The sequence below is a fragment of the Holophaga foetida DSM 6591 genome (assembly GCF_000242615.2).
GTDB classification, from domain to species: Bacteria; Acidobacteriota; Holophagae; order Holophagales; family Holophagaceae; genus Holophaga; species Holophaga foetida.
Genome location: NZ_KI912268.1, coordinates 1,850,739 through 1,867,229 on the forward strand (window position 1 = coordinate 1,850,739; position 16,491 = coordinate 1,867,229).

Below are 16,491 nucleotides of genomic sequence, written 5' to 3' on the forward strand. Positions count from 1 at the left end.
CTAGGGAAATCGGGTGTTGCGGTTCTGGCTACAGGGCGTGAGATACCCCCAGCAGGTCCAGCGCACGCTGCTGCAGAGGGCTGGGGGTCGAGTAGAGCGTGACGGGCGATTTGGCTCCTTGGAACAGAACCTGATTCCGCGTCAGCCCTTTCAGATCCGCCAGAAGGTCATGGAAGGACATGACGGGATGACCTTCCCGGCTTCTACGGGTCCTGCGCTTGCCGTTCGCCACGCCCTGGGGCTCGCCGTCGAACAGCAGGGGTTCCCAGTCCTTCCGCATGTGCCACTCCACGTAGTAGGCCAGCATGCAGAGGAATACATGGGCTCGGACCCGGTCCTCCAAGTGGTGGTGGATGGGGCGGATCTGCAGATCCATTCCCTTCAGGCTGCGGAACGCCCATTCCACATGGGAAAGGCTGTGATACGCGTCTCGCGCCTCTTCGGCCTTCAACTGGGTGGCCGGGACCTTGGTCCGCACCACATAGATTCCATCCGCTGCAGCCTCATGCTGGATGCGATCCAGCCTGCGCCGCCACGTGAAGTCCGTCTCTCCGATCTCCACCTGGTAGTACTTGGCCATGCCGTAGGCCACGAGCGCCTTGCCCACCTCCACCCCGATCGGCCCCTTGCCTCTCAGTGGCTTGACCTTCCGGATGCAGGCCCGGTGGGCCTCACGGAGCTTCCGATCCGTCAGTTCCAGCAGTTCCCCTCGCTGGACCTGACGCTTCTCCTGGGTAAAGGGATTGAAGCAGGCCACCAGGCGTTCGCCTGGATAGTCGGGATGGCTGATCTCTGCCAGGTTCCGCTCGTCGAACAGGCTTGGGGTGATCACCTTGGCCGCGCACAGCTTCTCGATGGCCGGACCCCGGAGAGCCGTCAGGTAATCGAGATGAGCAGGCTCCACGTCCTCGTCGATCCGGGTCTGGGTGATCATGCCCCGGTCCCCCACCAGCACCACATGCTCCAGGCCCCAGCGCTCCTTGAGCTTCTTGATCTGGTTCGGAACCGTCTTGGGATCGCCGGTCCTGCCCTCGAACACCTCGATGGCCACCGGCACCCCCTGGGCGTTGCAGAGCAGTCCGTAGACGATCTGCAGCAAGTCCGAGCGGTGATCCCTGGAGTAGCCCCGCTGGGCCAGGGGACAGGTCTTGCCCTGGAAGTAGCTCCCGCTCACGTCGTAGAGCACCATGCAACCCCTGCTCAGGTGCTGTTTGGCCAGGGCGGCCTCGATCTTGGACTGGCGCTCGAACAGCCAGTCCATGGATTGGTAGAACTCGCTCTCCGTGGCTCCCTCCACCCCCAGCACCTGCGCCAGCGAGGACATCCGGGTCTCGCCCAAACAATGACGGGAGAGGGATAACTTACTCCCGGGATGGATCAGCCGACCCGCCACCAAGGCCAAGGCGATGTCTTTCTCCCGGCTCGGCCGGACAGCCAGCAGGCGATCCAGACCCAACTTCTTCATCGTCCCCACCACGGCTGCAACATGACCGTGGGGGCGCGATTCCATCGTCTCGAAGGAATGCCCCACAGGGCCCACAGCCTGCCCCTTGAGTCCCAATCGGATCGCATCAATCACCGTGTCCGGCAACATGGAAAGGTTGGCCAGGGTCACGTTGCGGACCTTTCCGTCTTCTCGGAAGGAGTGGCGCAGCAGGTGCGAGTGGTAGACCTTCTCGCCCACCTTGCGGGTCGTTGTGGCGACATGAACGGAGAGCTGATTGGTCTTCATGCCAATCAAAATAGGCATGCCACGGAATATGTCAAGGTTAATTAGTGTCTACATTTGACACATGCAAAGCCATTCCAAGCCGCACCTGGACTACGCTGGCCGTCCATTCGCATATCGAACTTCGGCCCGGAACGCCAGGACGCACATACCAAAGGACAGGGGGTGGTCTTCCTAGATTCCGAGGTCGGGCGTCCTGCCCCTGGTCCTCCAGATTGAGCCAGAGATGCCCCACAAGCCCTGGTCGAAACCACAACCAGGAGAGCCTGCACCAAACACCTCTGCGCCCCTTCAGCCGCCCCAGTTCGTCACAAGACCACCAAGCGGGCAACGTTACCCCAGACAATCAGGAATACGATTCATTAGGGGAAATTATTTCCCTCTACCGGAATGCACATAACATCCGAACCCACATTAACTTTCCATCCATCATACCACTTGGGCATCGTGCCAATCTCGAATACAACCAGCACACCCTGTCCACCCATAGCAATGCGCTCGATATCCCGATTCAATCTCTCTTCAATTTTATTCTGCGTTTCAAGCCAAATATGTTTAACCTCAATCCAAAAATCTCCAATGCAGATATCACACCGATACCTAGAGTTTGGATATCTTTTTTCATAATGAATTGTTAATGTATCAATCTTCAACTTTTGACTCAGATACTTCCCCATTGATGGCGTAATCCAAGTCTCGATGCTGCGCCCTCCCCCTGCTGTAGAAAGCATGTGGCTTGCCATTGATGAAAGCTCAGCATTCCCCCACTCATGGAGGCATCTACCTAGGGCGTCGATATTCATCAGTCAGCTCCCTACCCAATAAAATACAGAATCATAACATCAGGCGACCCCAGTGTCGGCACCGCTCGCATTGTAATAAATTACAACCACAAAAGACCGCACAATCCAGCACTAAAGCACAGAATATGAATTATTAAAACAGCCCCCAACCAGCGCGATGGATTGACTTTGACATTGTAAATAAAATGGATGACACAACCTTCACGTGTGTGATATTCTTGGTCCTGTAAAATCCACCTGAGCCTTGTATCCATCAACCTCACTGGAGGCATTAATGAATAAGATTCACAAAACCCAAAAAGCACATATCACCAAAAACGGCACATCCATCAAGCATATCGCATGTTCGACACTGCTGATCACACTTCCACTGGCAATAGCTAGCAGCCTAGCTTGTGATAGCAAGAAAACACCACAACAACAATCAGCCAACATTCAAAACATCGACATATTCATCACAAAATGGAATAGTGTCCTGGATCTTGAAATCTCCAAACAAAGCCAAAGACTGCAAGATGTGGCACTGAATGATGATGCCAAACGCAGGATAATGCAGAACGCCACACTACTTGATAACATGAAAATCATATCCAAAAGAAGCTTGAATAGCGATAATGGACCACTCACAATCTTAGCAACAAAAACCAAAAGTGATTTCGCAGGAGCCAATGGGGACAATACATTTTCCCATATCCACATTTCAGAACCTTCCAATCTACTTAATTCAAAAATAGCCACGATCATGCTCCTCATGACATATGGACTCGACAAAAATACAGCAGTGCAAATAACCGACAAATCATACTCAGCTTTTAACGAAAAACTAAAAGCATACGCCAATGGCGGCAACGAAAGTCCAGAGGTGGATGAAAATCTTGGTCAGTTCTTATTGCGAATAAACACCTTTGGCATATACATAATATCAAAAACCAACAAGTGACATAATACCGCAGTAATCCCTTCTATTGCTCGGCTCAACCGACGTGCAGCAGCCTAGCCCCTCAACCCTTGAAGGTTCAGGGGCTTTTTCCATGAAACGCAGAAAATATCAATTTGAGTGGACGAGCTCGCTTGCTTCCATGGAAGCCAAAGGTCACGCCGGGTGCACCGGAAGAAACCCATGAAAACCTTATAAATAAAAGGTTTCGGGGGTTTTCCTTATCAAGTCGAAGATCCAAGAGTGACCCGCAAGTGATGCCCAGATTGTAGCCCCAGGGGGCTCCCTGCGTCACATTTACGTCAGTCCTTTTTCAAGGAAAACCTATATGGGGCTGGGGTTTCCCAGACTACCTGGACACAATCCCAGAACCATAGGGGTGGTCTATCTAGATACCGAGGGTGCTGGAGATCTTCCGCCCGCCACTCCAGATAAAGAGACGAAGCGTCTCAGCGAGATAACTTTGTAATTTTCAACCACTCAACGCCTTTTTTCGCAAATTCGCATACCTCTACCAAGTCTTAAGTGATAGGTTCAGGCATTTCCAAAACATCAGAAGGGGTTCCTGACCGTATGACGGACGGCTTTGCAGACGAACTCATGGAAACCAAGCTCCTTGAGCTACGGGATAGCCTTGTCTCCAGCCCGAAGGGTTCCAGACGAATGCTGCTGAAGTCCTTGTTACGCCTATTTGGCTACAAAACTCGGACCCAGGATCGCATCACCACACTAAGTCAGAGACTAGATCAGTTAGGCATCTCAGCGTCCCCTGCGCTTGAGGAATGCAGCCGAGACGAATGGGTTACGCTTGCCCTTGTGAAAGGCTCGGCAAGCACTGCCCCAGCGGACGTGGACCAATTGTCAGGCGTCAAAAGAAACTAACCCCCTGGCGACAAAAGTATTGAACCCCCCTTCGCCAGGGAGGAGTCATGGCAGAGATACCTGACTGGCAGGAACGATCGACCGGGGTTTCTTCTGAACCTTGAGAAACTGGACCCGGAAAGGGAGCTTCTTCAAAATGTCCTGCTTCACCGCGAACCCAACCAACAGTTTGAGGATCTTCAGCATGTCGTTCACATAGACGGGGCTGCGCCCTGCCTCTAGCATCTTGGCGCGTAGAAGCGTGACGTCCCCGGTGCTGATCTTGTCCACCCCTCGCCGTCCAAGAGTGGGAAGAATCCAGAGGCGTGATACGCACTCCACATCCTCCAGATGGCATTTACTTATAGACAGCCTTGTGGACCTTCAACCATTGGTCCCGGACCTCCGCAAGGGTGGGGATGCGCTTGATCCCGCATTCCTCCTGGAGAACGATCCTCTTCTTCTCTTCCAGCACCTTCCTGGCAGTGGTGAGGTCGGTTGCTCGGGTGCTGCCCTTGAACTGTTGCCCGTTGATTCGGAAGCAGTAGTAGAAGACTCCGCTTTCGTGTTTGGCTAGCCCTCTTTGGTATTTGGTGGTCAAGCCCGCTCCTGTCGGTGGAGCGTTGGGAGCGGATCTGGAAGAATGGACAGAAGTGCAATAGAGGTGCACGGAAATGATGAAGGCTCGCAAACCCGCGCTGCCGCTTTAGCTCAGCTGGTAGAGCACTCGCCTTGTAAGCGAAAGGTCCTCGGTTCAAATCCGGGAAGCGGCTCCAGGATGGCCCCACCGTGAGGTGGGGCCTTTGTTTTATCGCCTCTCCGGCGCCTCGGCCTTGAGGGGATCTTCGGGCCAGAGGTGGCGGGGGTAGCGGCGGGAGAGTTGGGGCCTGAGTTCCTGGTAGGCCCGCTGCCAGAAGCCCGCCAGATCCTTGGTGACCTGGACGGCCCGGAAGTTGGGGGCCAGGAGGTGCAGGACCAGGGGAACGGAGCCCCCGGCCACCCGGGGGCCTTCTTTCATCCCCAGGAAGTCCTGGAGCCGGGATTCGATCCATGGGGCCTCGCCGCCGTAGTTCACCTTCACGCGGCGCTTGGGGAGTGCGACGGATTCCGGGGCCCAGGCGTCGAGCTGCTTGGCCCCCTCGGAGCCCAGCAGCTCCTTGGCGGCCCAGGCCCAGTTCACCCCCTGGAGCTCCTTCAGGGTGCCGCAGCCCAGGCAGCCCTTGGCCAGCAGGCTGTGACGAAGCTCCGCCCCCGACCCCAGGCCGAGCTCAGGGCGCGCCCGCCCCAGGAAGGCCAGGCGATCCAGCAGTGCATCCAGGCCCTCCAGGGGCAGGTCCTGAGCCGCCCGGGCCAGGACCTCGGCGGTCCGGGGATCATCGGCATCGGCCCTGCGGCGGGTTTCATCCACACAGAGGTCCTCGTACCAGAGGCTGGAGCGCCGCTCCACCCGCCCCTGATCGGGGTTCCAGGCGAAGTCCAGGCGGTCCTGAAGGCGCTCCGGGAAGGCCTCCAGCAGCCACTCGGGCTCGATGCTGGAGGCGGCGCGCACCAGCACCTCCCGCCCGGTGCCCCGGATCACCTCGTCGGCCTCCAGGGCCAGGATCCATTCGGAGCGCCGGACCCGGCTCCCGGGGTCCAGCCTGGCCCCGGTGCCCCCCACCAGGGCGAAGGTGCCCGATCCCCCGGCCCGGGCCACCCGGTCCGGGTAGGCCCGGAGCAAGGCCAGGAGGAGGCGTTCCTCCCCATCGGCGGGGCCTCCCTCGCTGTGGCGGCCCCCCAGGGCCTTGAAGGCCAGATGGGCCTGGCGCACGGCCCCCGTATCCAGTCCCGCCGCCCGGCAGGCCCCGGGAGCGAAACGTGCCGCCTCGGCCTCCCGGAAGGCATCGAGGCGAGGCCAGAGATCCGAGGCCAGGGCGTGCCCTCCCTGACGGCGCTCCAGGCTGCCCCGGGCGCTCAGGTCTCCGGTTTCGAGCAGGGCCGCCGCCAGGCGGGCCAGTTCGGGGATACCCGCCTCCTCCCCGGCGAGCACCAGCCGCGCCAATCGGGGGTGGAGGGGCAACCTGACCATGCGACGGCCCATGCTCGTGAGGCGCCCCCCCTCCAGAGCCCCGAGGCGCTGGAGAAGCGCCTCGGCTGCTGCCAGGGCCGCCGCTGGGGGCGTCTCGAACCAGGGCAGCCCGGCGGGGTCCTCCACCCCGGCCCCGTGGAGGCCCAGAAGGGTCTCGGCCCAGTCGCTGCGCAGCATCTCCGGTGGGTCGAAATCCAGGCGGGCCCGGAAATCGGCCTCGGTGAAGAGGCGGATGCAGAGCCCAGGCCCCTGGCGACCGGCGCGCCCCGCCCGCTGGACGCAGCGGGCCCGGCTGATGCGCGCCGTGCGCAGGCTGGAGAGCCCGGACCAGACCGAATGCTGGGCTTCCCTTCCCAGACCGGAATCGATAACCGTGCGCACCCCGTCCAGGGTCACGGAGCTCTCCGCCACATTGGTGGAGAAGATCACCTTGGGTTCCCGGGAGGGAGCCACCGCCGCCTGCTGGGCCTCGAAGGAGAGGCTGCCGTGGAGGGGCAGGAGCTTGAGCCCCCGCCGCCGCCCCAGTTCCTCGCAGGCCCCCATGCAGGCCCGGATCTCCGCCGCACCGGGGAGGAAGACCAGCGTATGGCCTGGGCAGTCCAGCCCCTCCAGGGTCTCAGCCACCCGCTGGGCCAGGGGGCGGTCGTCCTGGCTCCGGGCATGGCGCAGCTCCACGGGGTGGGCGCGCCCCTCGCTCCTGAGGAGCTCCGCCCCCAGGTAGGCCGCGATGGGTTCCGCATCCAAGGTGGCGCTCATCACCACCAGGCACAGCTCGGGTCTGCGGGCCTGGAGGCGCTTCAGGAGGGTCAGGGCCACGTCCGTCTGGAGGTGCCGTTCGTGGAACTCGTCCAGGATCACGATGCCGATGCCCTTCAGCTCGGGGTCCTCCTGGAAGCGCCGCAGCAGCAGCCCCTCGGTCACGAAGCGCACCCGGGTCGCGGCCGAGACCCGGTGCTCGAAGCGCACGGCGTAGCCCACCCGCTGCCCGGGCTCCTCCCCCAGCTCCTCGGCCACCCGGGCGGCGGCGAGGCGGGCCGCCAGGCGCCGGGGCTCCAGCACCCAGCACTCCTGGTCCTTCAAGAGTCCCGAATCCAGGAGGGCCCGGGGCACCCGGGTGGTCTTGCCCGCCCCGGGCTCGGCGGTGAGCACCAGGTCCCGTCCCCCCCGGATCACCTCGACGATGCGGGAGAGAAGGGAATCGATGGGAAGGGAGTTCAAAGGCATCGGACCAGGATCGCACGGGAGCAGGAGCGGCTGCATGGAGGCGCATTCGTATGGGTGAGCAGAATGGGATGGGCGTATAGTGCAGATATTCCCAGGCATTTCATGTCCCAGCGCCCAGCCCCCCGCCCAGACCAGATGCCGTCGACCCGATCGACCCCCGAGGCATTGAGCGAACTGGCGTTGCATTGCCTGCAGAACCCCATTCTGGAAGCCGTGCTCTCATCCCTTCAAGGACGCGCCCTGATCCTCGATAGGAACCGGCAGACCATCGCGGCCAACCAGGAGCTGCTGGAGGCCATGGGTCTCCGCAACGCCTCGCCCCTGCTGGGAAAACGCCCAGGAGAGGTGTTCGGGTGCGTTCGGGTACCCTTTGGCCCCGACGGCTGTGGAACAAGTCCAGCCTGCGTTCAGTGCGGCGCCCTCCTGGCGATCCTGGCCAGCCAAGTCCGGGAGGCTCCGGCCCAGGGGGAATGCCTCATGAGGGTCCAGCAGAACGGAAAGGAACAGGCCCATGAGTTCGCGGTCCGGGCCGCACCTCTGGAATTGGAAAGCAGCTCCCTCGTGGTCTTTGTCATCCAGGACATCAGCCCCCAGAAGCGCCTTGAGACCTTGGAGAAGGTCTTCTTCCACGACGTGGCCAACACCCTGCAGGGGCTTCGCATGCGATCCGAGCTGCTGTGCAGGGCGGAGCCGGAGCATCGCCCGGCGCTCCAGCAGATCACGGAACTGTGCGAGATGCTGGACGCGGACATCACCCATCACCGTCTGCTCATGGAGGCCGAGCGGGGAGACTTGAAGCCCCAGATGAGAGATCTGGATGCCCAGACCGTACTGGACGCCCTGGTGCAGTTCTTCCATCTGCATCCAGCCGCGCGAGGCAAGCGCCTCACCCTCTTCCGCGAGGGGCCCTCCGCCCACTTCCAGTCGGACCACTCGCTGCTGTTCCGGGTCCTGACCAACGCGGTGCTGAACGCCCTGGAGGCCACCCCACCGGAAGGGGAAGTGCGGGCCTGGTTCCATGGCCTGGAATCCCGCCCCTCCTTTTCCATCCACAACGCCGGAGCCATCCCGGAAGACATCCAGCGCCAGATCTTCCAGCGCTCCTTCAGCACCAAGGCCTCCCGGGGCCGAGGCCTGGGGACCTACAGCATGAAACTCCTGGGAGAGGATTACCTCGGGGGCACCTGGCAGCTGCACTCCAATCCTGCGGACGGCACGACCTTCACCCTGTCGCTGCCCGCTCCACGAAAGACCGGAACAGCCTGAGAGCGGCCCTGCCCGCCTCGCTGGACAGGCCCACCAGGTTTTCGGGGTGCCACTGGACACCGATGGCGAAGCGCCCGGCCTCCACCGCCTCCACCGCCTCCACCAGCGGCCCCTCCCCATCGTGGGTATCGGGGTGCCAGGCCACGGCCTTCAGCCCCGGAGCGATGCGGCGCACAGCCTGGTGATGGCGGCTGTTCACCTCCAGATGGGTGCACCCCACAAGCCCCGCCAGGGCCGAATCCGGCTCCACCGCCACGGCATGGGCCAGTTCCGGATGATCCGGGGTGCCCCGCTGGTGCAGACACGGATCGACCCCGAAGCAGCTCGGGATGTCCTGGTGGAGACTCCCCCCCAGGGCCACATTGAGCAGCTGCACCCCGCGGCAGATGCCCAGGATCGGGATGCCCCGCTCCCATGCCTCCCGTGCCAGGGGGAGCTCCAGGGCGTCCCGCCCCTCGTCCAGTTCCACGGTGGGATGGATGGGCTCCTGGGGATCCCAGTGCCGGGGGTGGATATCGGCCCCCCCCAGGAGGAGCAGGCCGGAGCAGCCCACCAGGGAAGGGACCGGATCCCCGGGGGCCAGCAGCTCGACGGACCCCGTCCAGCCCCCGGCGCGAAGGGCCGCAACGTAATGCTTGTGGGCACTTTCCTTGTTTCTGCAGGTCAGAAGGATGCTTGACACGTTTCCCCCTCAGGGCATCATGTCAAACTACCATCAGCTCAACGCTCAGGACGGAACGAGGAGCCCTTTCCCATCATGCCTGGAGGAAATCGATGTTTAACTCATTGAATAAAGTCTCACTTATCGGGAAAACGAGCTTCAAGTTCCCCCCCGAGTTCAAGGTCACACCTTCAGGAACGCCTATCCTGCGCTTCTCCATGGCCACCACCGAGGTCACCAAGGACAAGGAAGGCAACAAGAAGAAGAACACCGAGTACCACCGCATCGTCATCTGGGGCAAGCTGGCCGAGCTCGGCGAGCGCTTCATCAAGATGGACTCCCTCGTCTACATCGAGGGCAAGCTCCGAACCAACCAGTACACAGACCAGAGCGGCAAGGAGGTCAAGAACACCGAGATCGTGGCCCACGACTTCGTGATCCTGGACTCGACCCCCTACGCTGAGCGGCAGGGTGGCGGCGCCCCCTCCGAGTACCGCAGCAGCAGCCCCGCCCGGGACTTCGAGCCTGGCCCCGCCGCCCAGTCCGGCGGCTACGACGACGACATCCCCTTCTGACAAAAACCCGCCGGAAGGCGGGTTTTTTGCAAAAAGAAGCATTCCACCACTAAGGTCCAAGGGCACCAAGTTTCACGAAGAGAAGCTTGGCGCGCCGACCAGGACACTCGGGCATCTCTGCAGCAGAGCAGGGCGGCCCGGAGTGAGCCCATGGTTATTTATTAATTCATCCCAATTTCTTTCACGTTTACAAATCACCTTACCCATGTCAGTACAAAAACAACATAAACCAATCCAACTACCCCTAATACAAAGCCTATAGCCAACTCGATCCCAAACATCTTAACTTTGACAAACCATTCTCTAAGAAACACAAAAATCAATACAATACCCAACAGCGCCGTAAATAATATCAAAAGTCGACAGATTGTAGACTCTGGAGCTACACCAGCAGCTTGAGGATATGAGATTTGGAAACCAAGCATGCACCCCATAAATACGGAAATCAATAAAAGCAACTTTCTAATCAAGACCATGAACTGGTCCACAATTGGCTTAGACATAAAGTGCCTTCCTTCTAGTGGAAAAAATTGCTTTTCCACGGATCATAACGATCGAGTTCACCGCCAGAATACTTTATAACAACCAAATAATGCCATACATTAGTCTTATCGCTTGGCACTGGTACGGCCCATGTACCTGGGTAGAGGCCGTTAGAATTTAGAAAATCAGCACATGCTTGAGAATAATCAATACAATCAGGTAGATTGTCTTGACCTATCACATATTTTCTAATGTTCGAGACTATTCCAGGGCGAGCATACTGGCCAACACCCAGTTGAACAAGATGCTTCTGCCACCAGCGATACAATCGCAAATTGAAGTCAATAATACCCTGAGCAGATAAGGAAGGCATTTTTTCGTCAATCATGAAGACTTTTTGGGAATCATGCCATTCCCAATGTCCTTTGGTATTGGATTGGTTTCTCCTGGGGTCATCTAGAACTTTTTGGGGATGAGTTTCCATCACCAAGTATGCCCTTCGTTCTCGGAACATACGGGCGATCTCATCCATGACCCCGACAGTGGTCAGTCGATCTGCTCCATAACTGCCGCAACCACGTCTTAGGAATTGCCGAAGAGTATTAATTGCAAAAGAGTCCCGGGAAAGATCACGTATGATTCCCTCGCTGAATACGTGCTCTACTACGGCCTCATTCCCGAATGAACCCATTCCGTATTGAATACAGTAGCGGTTTCCTCTGTGGCTAAAGAAGAACATGAGTCAGCCCTCCTCAAAGGAGGGTATTCTCATTGATCCAGTGTTGTAAATATGAAGAAATAATTAACTACCCGATTTGCGATGCAGCCAGGACGACGATAGGAGTTGGGAAATCAAAGTTCGTCCGCAAGAAAGACAATCCAGGCAGCCAAGCCCAGATCAAAGGGCTTGTTGGGAGTCGCTCCTCATCCCTTCATCCTGGCTGATTTTTTTTCAGAAGTCCCCCCAAGCCTTCGGATTTGCCCGAAGTAAGTCGGCAACCGGATGCTCTACTCCCCCGCGCGGTATTCCCTCAGCAGCGCCTCCACCATCAGGTCCCCCAGCTTCTCGTAGCCGGGTCCGGTGAGGTGGACGAGATCCTTCTGGGCCAGGCCCCTGCGCTTCCAGCTCAGGAGGGAGCCCTCACCCCCCATGGCCTGGCGGGCGTCCCAGAAGGCGCAACCTGAGGCAAGGGCAGCGGATCGAAGGGCTTTGGTGACCCAGCGGGCCCCTTCGCGAAGGCGGGGAAGCTGCCGCCGGTTCCGCCCCATGCGGTCCAGGGGGCCCACCACCAGCACAGAGGCACCGCTCTCCCGCTTCAGGGCGGCAAAGAGGCGACGGGCCCGTTCCTGGTAGTCCTCGGGCGAGATATCGGTGCGCCCCATATCATTGGTGCCGTAGGCCAGCACCAGCAGGTCCGGCTGGACCTGGGCCAGGAGGCTCCGCCTCAGTTCCGGCCGCCAGCGCTCCAGGTCCAGCAGCTCCGCCCCGTTGAGCCCCAGTTCGTCGTAGATGACGCCGGGCTTTCCTGAACGCAGATCGACCCCCAGCAGAAGGCTCTCCTGGGGAAGCTGGATAGCCAGGGTCTCCAGCCCGTACCCTGGAGCCTTGAAGACCCGGAGGGTCCGCTCCCCCATCGGCTGCTCCAGCAGGGGCTCGACAGCAGCCCCCAGCACCGCAGGCTTCCCTGATCCAAGGACCTGAATGCGGGCCTCCCGGTAGGCCGCCAGAAGGGTGAAGGTGCCCCCCTCGGCAGGGCTCTGGAGGGCCGCCCCCGCGAGCCCCACCCAACCTTCGCAGGTCTTGGAGCGGAGGCTGTCGGCGGGCCAATGGAGTCCCTCCTGGAGATCTACCCCCTCATGGTGGTAGCCCCGCCAAGGCCTCCCGGGAAGGATCATCCCGGGCCCCCCATCCCCGAAGCGGGCCTGAAGGCGCTGGCGCAAGCGCCCGGTCCAGTAGTCCGCGGCGGTATGGGAGTCCCCGAAGTGGAGGATGCGGACGCCTCGACCATTGGACTGGTGTTCCAAGGCCCCCAGGGCACCGAGGAAGGGGGAAAGGGCCAGGGCGTTGACAATGTTCACTTGGGATGGCGTCGTCTCCCGCAGCCGCACCTTCCCGGGGCGCGGCCTGGGCCTTGGACGGGGTTTCCTGCGCGCGTGGCCCCCCCAGGCCAGGCAACCCAGGGTCAGGAGGGCCACCGTCCTTCCGAGTCGTCCAAAGGTCATTGCGGTCTCCTCCCTATCCACTTCCCGCGCTGGCCAGCCACCACGGAGGCGCGATCCGTGATGATCGTGCGCCCGTCCTCGGTGCGGAACAGGAAAAGGCCCTGCGGCGCCTCGGAGACCTCCGGGGGTTCCTGGGGGCGGGGACGCTCCCGGGCAGCCATCGGCGCCCCCATGCGATCGAATAGACGCCCCGTCATCAGGTCCGCCAGCCGGTCATAGCCCTGGGGGGTGAGGTGGACGCCATCCCGGGCCGCCATCCCGGACCGCTGCCAGGAGCCAATGCTCCCGGCCCCCCCCATGGCCTCCCGCTGGTCAAGAAAGAGGGCCCCCAGACGGGAGGCGACCGCCTGCTGCGCGGCGATGACCTGATCCAGGGAGCCCGGCAGGCCCTGGGGCAGCCGGGCATCGGGGGGACCAAGCAGGAGCAGGAGAGCGCCCGGAACCGCCTTCCGGAAACGCCCCAGGAAGGCCTCCAGGCGACGGCGATAGGCCGTCGGATCGAAGCGCGGACCGTTGGCCTCATTGGTACCGAAGGCCAGGATCACCAGATCCGGGGCCTCCGCCTGGAGCTGGGAGAGGAGGAGTTCCCCCGGTGCCCCCATCCAGAAGGCCTCGGCCCCATTGAAGGCTAGAGGACTGTAGGCCACCCCTGAGGCTGCCTCCAGGGAGACCCCCAGAAGGCGCACCGGACCGTCCTGGGAGGTCAGGATTTCCAGACGATGCCGCCCAGCCCCCACCTGACGATCGAAGAGCTCCAGCCCTGGCCCGCCCCCTCGAAGGGAGACTTCCCCCAGGCACCGGCCATCCACCAGGATCCGGGCAGAGCCAGCCCCTGGACCCCGGAGGAAGTGGAGCCGGAGCCTGGAGAAGGCGCCCTCCAGGCGAGCCCATTCCCCAGCCCCTCGGGCTTCCATGAAGCGGGCCCCCAGGCCCAAGCATGTATCCCCAGCAGGGTGAAGGGCCTTGCGCCAACCCCGGCTCATCGAGGTGGCCCCATTGCCAGGAGCCTCAGCCCATGGGAGGCTCAGCCCAGGCCCCCCGTCCCCGAACTGGGATTGGAAGGTCTGACGGTAGGCTCGGCGGGTGCCGGGGGCAGCCAGGTGACTGTCGCCAAAGTGCAGGATGCGCAGGAGCCCCCCCCCCGCCCTGGCCTGCTTGCCCCGGGACAGGAAAACAGCCAGATCCTCGGCATGAGCCGCCCCCAGGGCGAGGACTATCAGCAGAAAGGCGCGGTGCCTCATCAGTTGGCTTCCGCCGAAGGGGCCTGGGTGTCGTTCGGCCGCTCAGGCGTTGCCTGATGCGCCTGTTTCGGGGGCTGGGCCCGCAGAACCTCGGAGGCAATGCGGGCAAAGATCTCCCGGGCATAGAAGCGGGCCCCCTCGGGGCGCAGATGGGTCCGGTCGGAATAGAAGAGTTCGGGATGGGCCTCGGAAGCGCCACGCCAGTCGAAGAGATGGGCGTTGGGGTAACGGGCGGCCAGGACCTGCAGGGAGCGGTTCACGGCCTCAACAGCCTCGGTCTTGTCGGACTTGGCGGTCAGGAACCAGACACTTTTCCGATCCGAGAGGGCCTCCATGAGATGGCTGAAATTGCGGGAGTCGAGGTTGCTGTTATTGGCCCCCAGGTGGATGACCACCACTTCTCCCAGCCGCTCCTGGCGCCTGTATGCCTGCACCACCCCCAGGGCCCGGGCAAAGGAACGACACTCCTCTGCGTTGATGGTGAGCTGCCCCTCGCCCAGCCGGGCTTCGCCCATAGCCTTGAGGGAAAGGGCCGCCCCCTTCATGACGGAGTCCCCGATGGCGGTAACGCGCATGCCCTCCAAGGAGACGGCCTCCAGGGCAGGATCCGGGGGCGGGAGGGGCAGTCTGGGCTGGACGGCGGGCATCGGAATCTGCGGAGGAACAACCGGAGCGGGCACCAGCACCCCGGTATCCAGGGCAGGGGCACTGGCCTGAAGGCTGGCCTGAACCTCGTCCACATAGGCGGGACGGCGGATGAGGACCGCTGCTCCAGCCAGGGAAGCCGTCAGAAGGCCCATGCCGGAGGCCAGGACCAGACGGCGGCGCCAGGACCCGATCCCGGGGTGACTGGCCAGCCATCGCCTCAGGGCCCCCTGCCGGATGGGGGTTTCGACCCAGCGGTAGGAAATCTCAGAGAGGACCAGGGTCAGTCCCATCCGAAGCGCAAAGCCCTGCAGCCCCTGAAGATCGGGAGCCACCACCCGGAAGATCGGCCAGTGCCAGAGGTAGAACCCATAAGAACGGCGCCCCAGGGCCTCCAGGGGCGCCCATCCCAGCAGGAAGCGCAGGATACGCGTCCCAGGCATGACCAGGGCCGCGATCACCAGAGCCATCAGGAGATCCACGCAGAGGAAGCCACCCCGGTAGAGGAAGAGCCCTTCGATATCCGCCAGGCAACAGAAGGCCCCAAGGCCCAACAGGGCCCCGAAGGCTGCCAAGTCCAGGACCCAGGCCCCCCGGATCCGCTCGATGGGCCGGGGAAGCACCGCAAGAAGGGCACCCACCAGCAGGCCGGAGGCCCGGGTGTCCGTCCCCAGATAGACCCGATTGAAGCTCTCCAGCGCCTTGACGCTTGAAGGATTGCCGGGGTCCACCCGCAGAGCCATGAGGAGGGCCGAGCCCAGGGCCAGCAGGGCGAGGCCTGCCACAAGCATCCATCGACGTTTGAGCAGCCGACGCCCTGCAATCACCAGGAAGGGCCACACAAGGTAGAACTGGGCTTCCACGGAGAGCGACCAGAGATGGCGCAGGAGGGGATGCCCCGCATCCGCGAAATAGGAGCTTCCGGAGCGGATCTGGTACCAGTTCTCCAGGTAGAAGAGCGAAGCCAGGAGATCCCCCCGGAACTGGGAGGCGGCACTGCCCATCCAGAAAACCCCCAGGGCCTCCACCGCCAGGATCACCACCAGAAGGGCAGGCAGGAGCCTGCGCATCCGTCTCATCCAGAAGCGTCCCAGCTCGATGTGATCCTCCCGAAGGAGGAGGTGGGTGATGAGGTAGCCGCTGATGACAAAAAAGAGCTCCACCCCCAGGAAGCCCCCGCGGATCCAACCGAACCCGGCGTGGTAGAGGATGACTGCGGCCACAGAGAGGGCTCTGGCACCGTCAAGGCCCTGGATCTGACTGACATCCCTGCTCAGAGACAAGCGTACGCCCCTCCGGCCCAGTGTTTCCGGCCTCGACCACGGTCATAGATGACATAGAAGGCGGCGTCCTGATCCGCCGGGCTCCATCGGTTCGCTGGCACTCCCACCAGATCTGGGCGTTTCATGCGTCGCGCAGCCTCATTAGAGGTGCTCAACTGGAACTGGTAGGCACCGAACCAGCGATTGGAGGGGTCTGCAATCCTGTAGTCTGCGCCCCCCTCCCGGCGGAGAATGCACTTCCGGACCCGCTCCACCTCGGGATCCCCCTGCCCAGGCCAGGGACCGACCAGCGAAGGCCCTTTGCGGCGGTCTCTGAGCCCCTTTCGAAGGGCGCGTTTCTTGATGGGAGCTTTGGTCGGCAGACCGGCTTCCCGGATCTCCGCTGCACCTGCGGCGGGCTGGGCGTGGATCGGGAGGGTAGACCAGACGAGGTAGCAGGCCAACCTGCCGAGGACCATTTTCATAGGGATATCGTATCAACAGGAAAGGCGG

Annotated in this window: 15 protein-coding genes and 1 tRNA gene; 4 read left to right on the forward strand and 12 right to left on the reverse strand. The window is 61.7% G+C overall.

The annotated features are described in order from the left end of the window. Window positions 1-28 precede the first annotated feature (28 nt). Window positions 29-1,732 (reverse strand): IS1634 family transposase, encoded by a 1,704-nt coding sequence (locus HOLFODRAFT_RS0208035; protein ID WP_052572510.1) that lies wholly within the window; start codon window positions 1,730-1,732, stop codon window positions 29-31. Window positions 1,733-2,091: 359 nt separating this feature from the next. Further along, window positions 2,092-2,532 carry a hypothetical protein gene (locus tag HOLFODRAFT_RS24450; protein ID WP_148300394.1) on the reverse strand — a complete coding sequence of 147 codons (441 nt, stop codon included), beginning with the start codon at window positions 2,530-2,532 and terminating at the stop codon, window positions 2,092-2,094. A 274-nt stretch (window positions 2,533-2,806) separates the two neighbouring features. On the opposite strand from HOLFODRAFT_RS24450, the gene HOLFODRAFT_RS24455 reads away from it, so the two are divergent. Further along, entirely contained in the window at window positions 2,807-3,472 is a 666-nt protein-coding gene (locus HOLFODRAFT_RS24455; protein ID WP_005037647.1) for a hypothetical protein, read from the forward strand. A gap of 924 nt (window positions 3,473-4,396) precedes the next feature. Here the strand turns inward: HOLFODRAFT_RS24455 and HOLFODRAFT_RS0208045 are convergent. Both HOLFODRAFT_RS0208045 and HOLFODRAFT_RS0208050 read right to left on the reverse strand, forming a co-directional pair. After that, a complete protein-coding gene (locus HOLFODRAFT_RS0208045; protein WP_005037649.1) occupies window positions 4,397-4,621 on the reverse strand; it encodes a hypothetical protein in 225 nt (74 codons plus the stop codon). 67 nt (window positions 4,622-4,688) lie between these two features. Beyond that, window positions 4,689-4,931, reverse strand: coding sequence for a hypothetical protein (locus tag HOLFODRAFT_RS0208050; RefSeq protein ID WP_005037651.1), 243 nt, complete (start codon window positions 4,929-4,931; stop codon window positions 4,689-4,691). A gap of 99 nt (window positions 4,932-5,030) precedes the next feature. Between HOLFODRAFT_RS0208050 and HOLFODRAFT_RS0208055 the strand changes: the two genes are divergently transcribed. Then, window positions 5,031-5,106, forward strand: a tRNA-Thr gene (locus HOLFODRAFT_RS0208055). Between the two features lie 32 nt (window positions 5,107-5,138). Here HOLFODRAFT_RS0208055 and hrpB read toward each other — a convergent pair. Continuing rightward, on the reverse strand, window positions 5,139-7,622 hold the full coding sequence (hrpB, locus tag HOLFODRAFT_RS0208060; protein ID WP_026939156.1) for an ATP-dependent helicase HrpB: 2,484 nt from the start codon (window positions 7,620-7,622) through the stop codon (window positions 5,139-5,141). Window positions 7,623-7,724: 102 nt separating this feature from the next. Here hrpB and HOLFODRAFT_RS20140 point away from each other — a divergent pair, with 102 nt between their 5' ends. Next, entirely contained in the window at window positions 7,725-8,888 is a 1,164-nt protein-coding gene (locus HOLFODRAFT_RS20140; protein ID WP_005037655.1) for a sensor histidine kinase, read from the forward strand. Here HOLFODRAFT_RS20140 and HOLFODRAFT_RS20145 read toward each other — a convergent pair. Next, window positions 8,845-9,570, reverse strand: coding sequence for a gamma-glutamyl-gamma-aminobutyrate hydrolase family protein (locus HOLFODRAFT_RS20145; RefSeq protein WP_005037657.1), 726 nt, complete (start codon window positions 9,568-9,570; stop codon window positions 8,845-8,847). The genes HOLFODRAFT_RS20140 and HOLFODRAFT_RS20145 overlap by 44 nt on opposite strands. Window positions 9,571-9,662: 92 nt before the next feature. Between HOLFODRAFT_RS20145 and ssb the strand changes: the two genes are divergently transcribed. Then, entirely contained in the window at window positions 9,663-10,124 is a 462-nt protein-coding gene (gene ssb / locus HOLFODRAFT_RS0208075) for a single-stranded DNA-binding protein (protein ID WP_005037659.1), read from the forward strand. A 194-nt stretch (window positions 10,125-10,318) separates the two neighbouring features. On the opposite strand, the gene HOLFODRAFT_RS0208080 is transcribed toward ssb, so the two are convergent. From HOLFODRAFT_RS0208080 to HOLFODRAFT_RS0208100, 6 genes are all read right to left on the reverse strand, one after another. Continuing rightward, window positions 10,319-10,627, reverse strand: coding sequence for a hypothetical protein (locus tag HOLFODRAFT_RS0208080; RefSeq protein WP_026939157.1), 309 nt, complete (start codon window positions 10,625-10,627; stop codon window positions 10,319-10,321). Window positions 10,628-10,641: 14 nt separating this feature from the next. Beyond that, window positions 10,642-11,346, reverse strand: a complete 705-nt coding sequence (locus HOLFODRAFT_RS24460) for a hypothetical protein (RefSeq protein WP_005037661.1) — start codon at window positions 11,344-11,346, stop codon at window positions 10,642-10,644. Window positions 11,347-11,615: 269 nt separating this feature from the next. After that, window positions 11,616-12,830 (reverse strand): GDSL-type esterase/lipase family protein, encoded by a 1,215-nt coding sequence (locus HOLFODRAFT_RS0208085; protein ID WP_005037663.1) that lies wholly within the window; start codon window positions 12,828-12,830, stop codon window positions 11,616-11,618. Further along, window positions 12,827-14,071 carry a GDSL-type esterase/lipase family protein gene (locus HOLFODRAFT_RS0208090; RefSeq protein WP_005037666.1) on the reverse strand — a complete coding sequence of 415 codons (1,245 nt, stop codon included), beginning with the start codon at window positions 14,069-14,071 and terminating at the stop codon, window positions 12,827-12,829. The genes HOLFODRAFT_RS0208085 and HOLFODRAFT_RS0208090 overlap by 4 nt, the downstream gene beginning before the upstream one ends. Beyond that, window positions 14,071-15,999: an acyltransferase family protein gene (locus HOLFODRAFT_RS0208095; protein WP_005037668.1), complete on the reverse strand. Its 1,929-nt coding sequence runs from the start codon at window positions 15,997-15,999 to the stop codon at window positions 14,071-14,073. Before HOLFODRAFT_RS0208095 ends, HOLFODRAFT_RS0208090 begins: the two co-directional genes overlap by 1 nt. After that, a complete protein-coding gene (locus HOLFODRAFT_RS0208100) occupies window positions 15,990-16,463 on the reverse strand; it encodes a hypothetical protein (protein WP_005037671.1) in 474 nt (157 codons plus the stop codon). Before HOLFODRAFT_RS0208100 ends, HOLFODRAFT_RS0208095 begins: the two co-directional genes overlap by 10 nt. Between the last annotated feature and the right edge of the window lie 28 nt (window positions 16,464-16,491).

Excerpts from the sequence above, each read along its gene's own strand:
- HOLFODRAFT_RS0208100 (WP_005037671.1), bottom strand. The coding sequence starts at position 16,463 with ATGAAAATGGTCCTCGGCAGGTTGGCCTGCTACCTCGTCTGGTCTACC.
- hrpB (WP_026939156.1), bottom strand. The coding sequence starts at position 7,622 with ATGCCTTTGAACTCCCTTCCCATCGATTCCCTTCTCTCCCGCATCGTC.
- HOLFODRAFT_RS20140 (WP_005037655.1), top strand. The coding sequence starts at position 7,725 with ATGTCCCAGCGCCCAGCCCCCCGCCCAGACCAGATGCCGTCGACCCGA.
- ssb (WP_005037659.1), top strand. The coding sequence starts at position 9,663 with ATGTTTAACTCATTGAATAAAGTCTCACTTATCGGGAAAACGAGCTTC.
- HOLFODRAFT_RS0208085 (WP_005037663.1), bottom strand. The coding sequence starts at position 12,830 with ATGACCTTTGGACGACTCGGAAGGACGGTGGCCCTCCTGACCCTGGGT.
- HOLFODRAFT_RS24460 (WP_005037661.1), bottom strand. The coding sequence starts at position 11,346 with ATGTTCTTCTTTAGCCACAGAGGAAACCGCTACTGTATTCAATACGGA.
- HOLFODRAFT_RS0208090 (WP_005037666.1), bottom strand. The coding sequence starts at position 14,071 with ATGAGGCACCGCGCCTTTCTGCTGATAGTCCTCGCCCTGGGGGCGGCT.
- HOLFODRAFT_RS0208080 (WP_026939157.1), bottom strand. The coding sequence starts at position 10,627 with ATGTCTAAGCCAATTGTGGACCAGTTCATGGTCTTGATTAGAAAGTTG.
- HOLFODRAFT_RS24450 (WP_148300394.1), bottom strand. The coding sequence starts at position 2,532 with ATGAATATCGACGCCCTAGGTAGATGCCTCCATGAGTGGGGGAATGCT.
- HOLFODRAFT_RS0208035 (WP_052572510.1), bottom strand. The coding sequence starts at position 1,732 with ATGAAGACCAATCAGCTCTCCGTTCATGTCGCCACAACGACCCGCAAG.
- HOLFODRAFT_RS24455 (WP_005037647.1), top strand. The coding sequence starts at position 2,807 with ATGAATAAGATTCACAAAACCCAAAAAGCACATATCACCAAAAACGGC.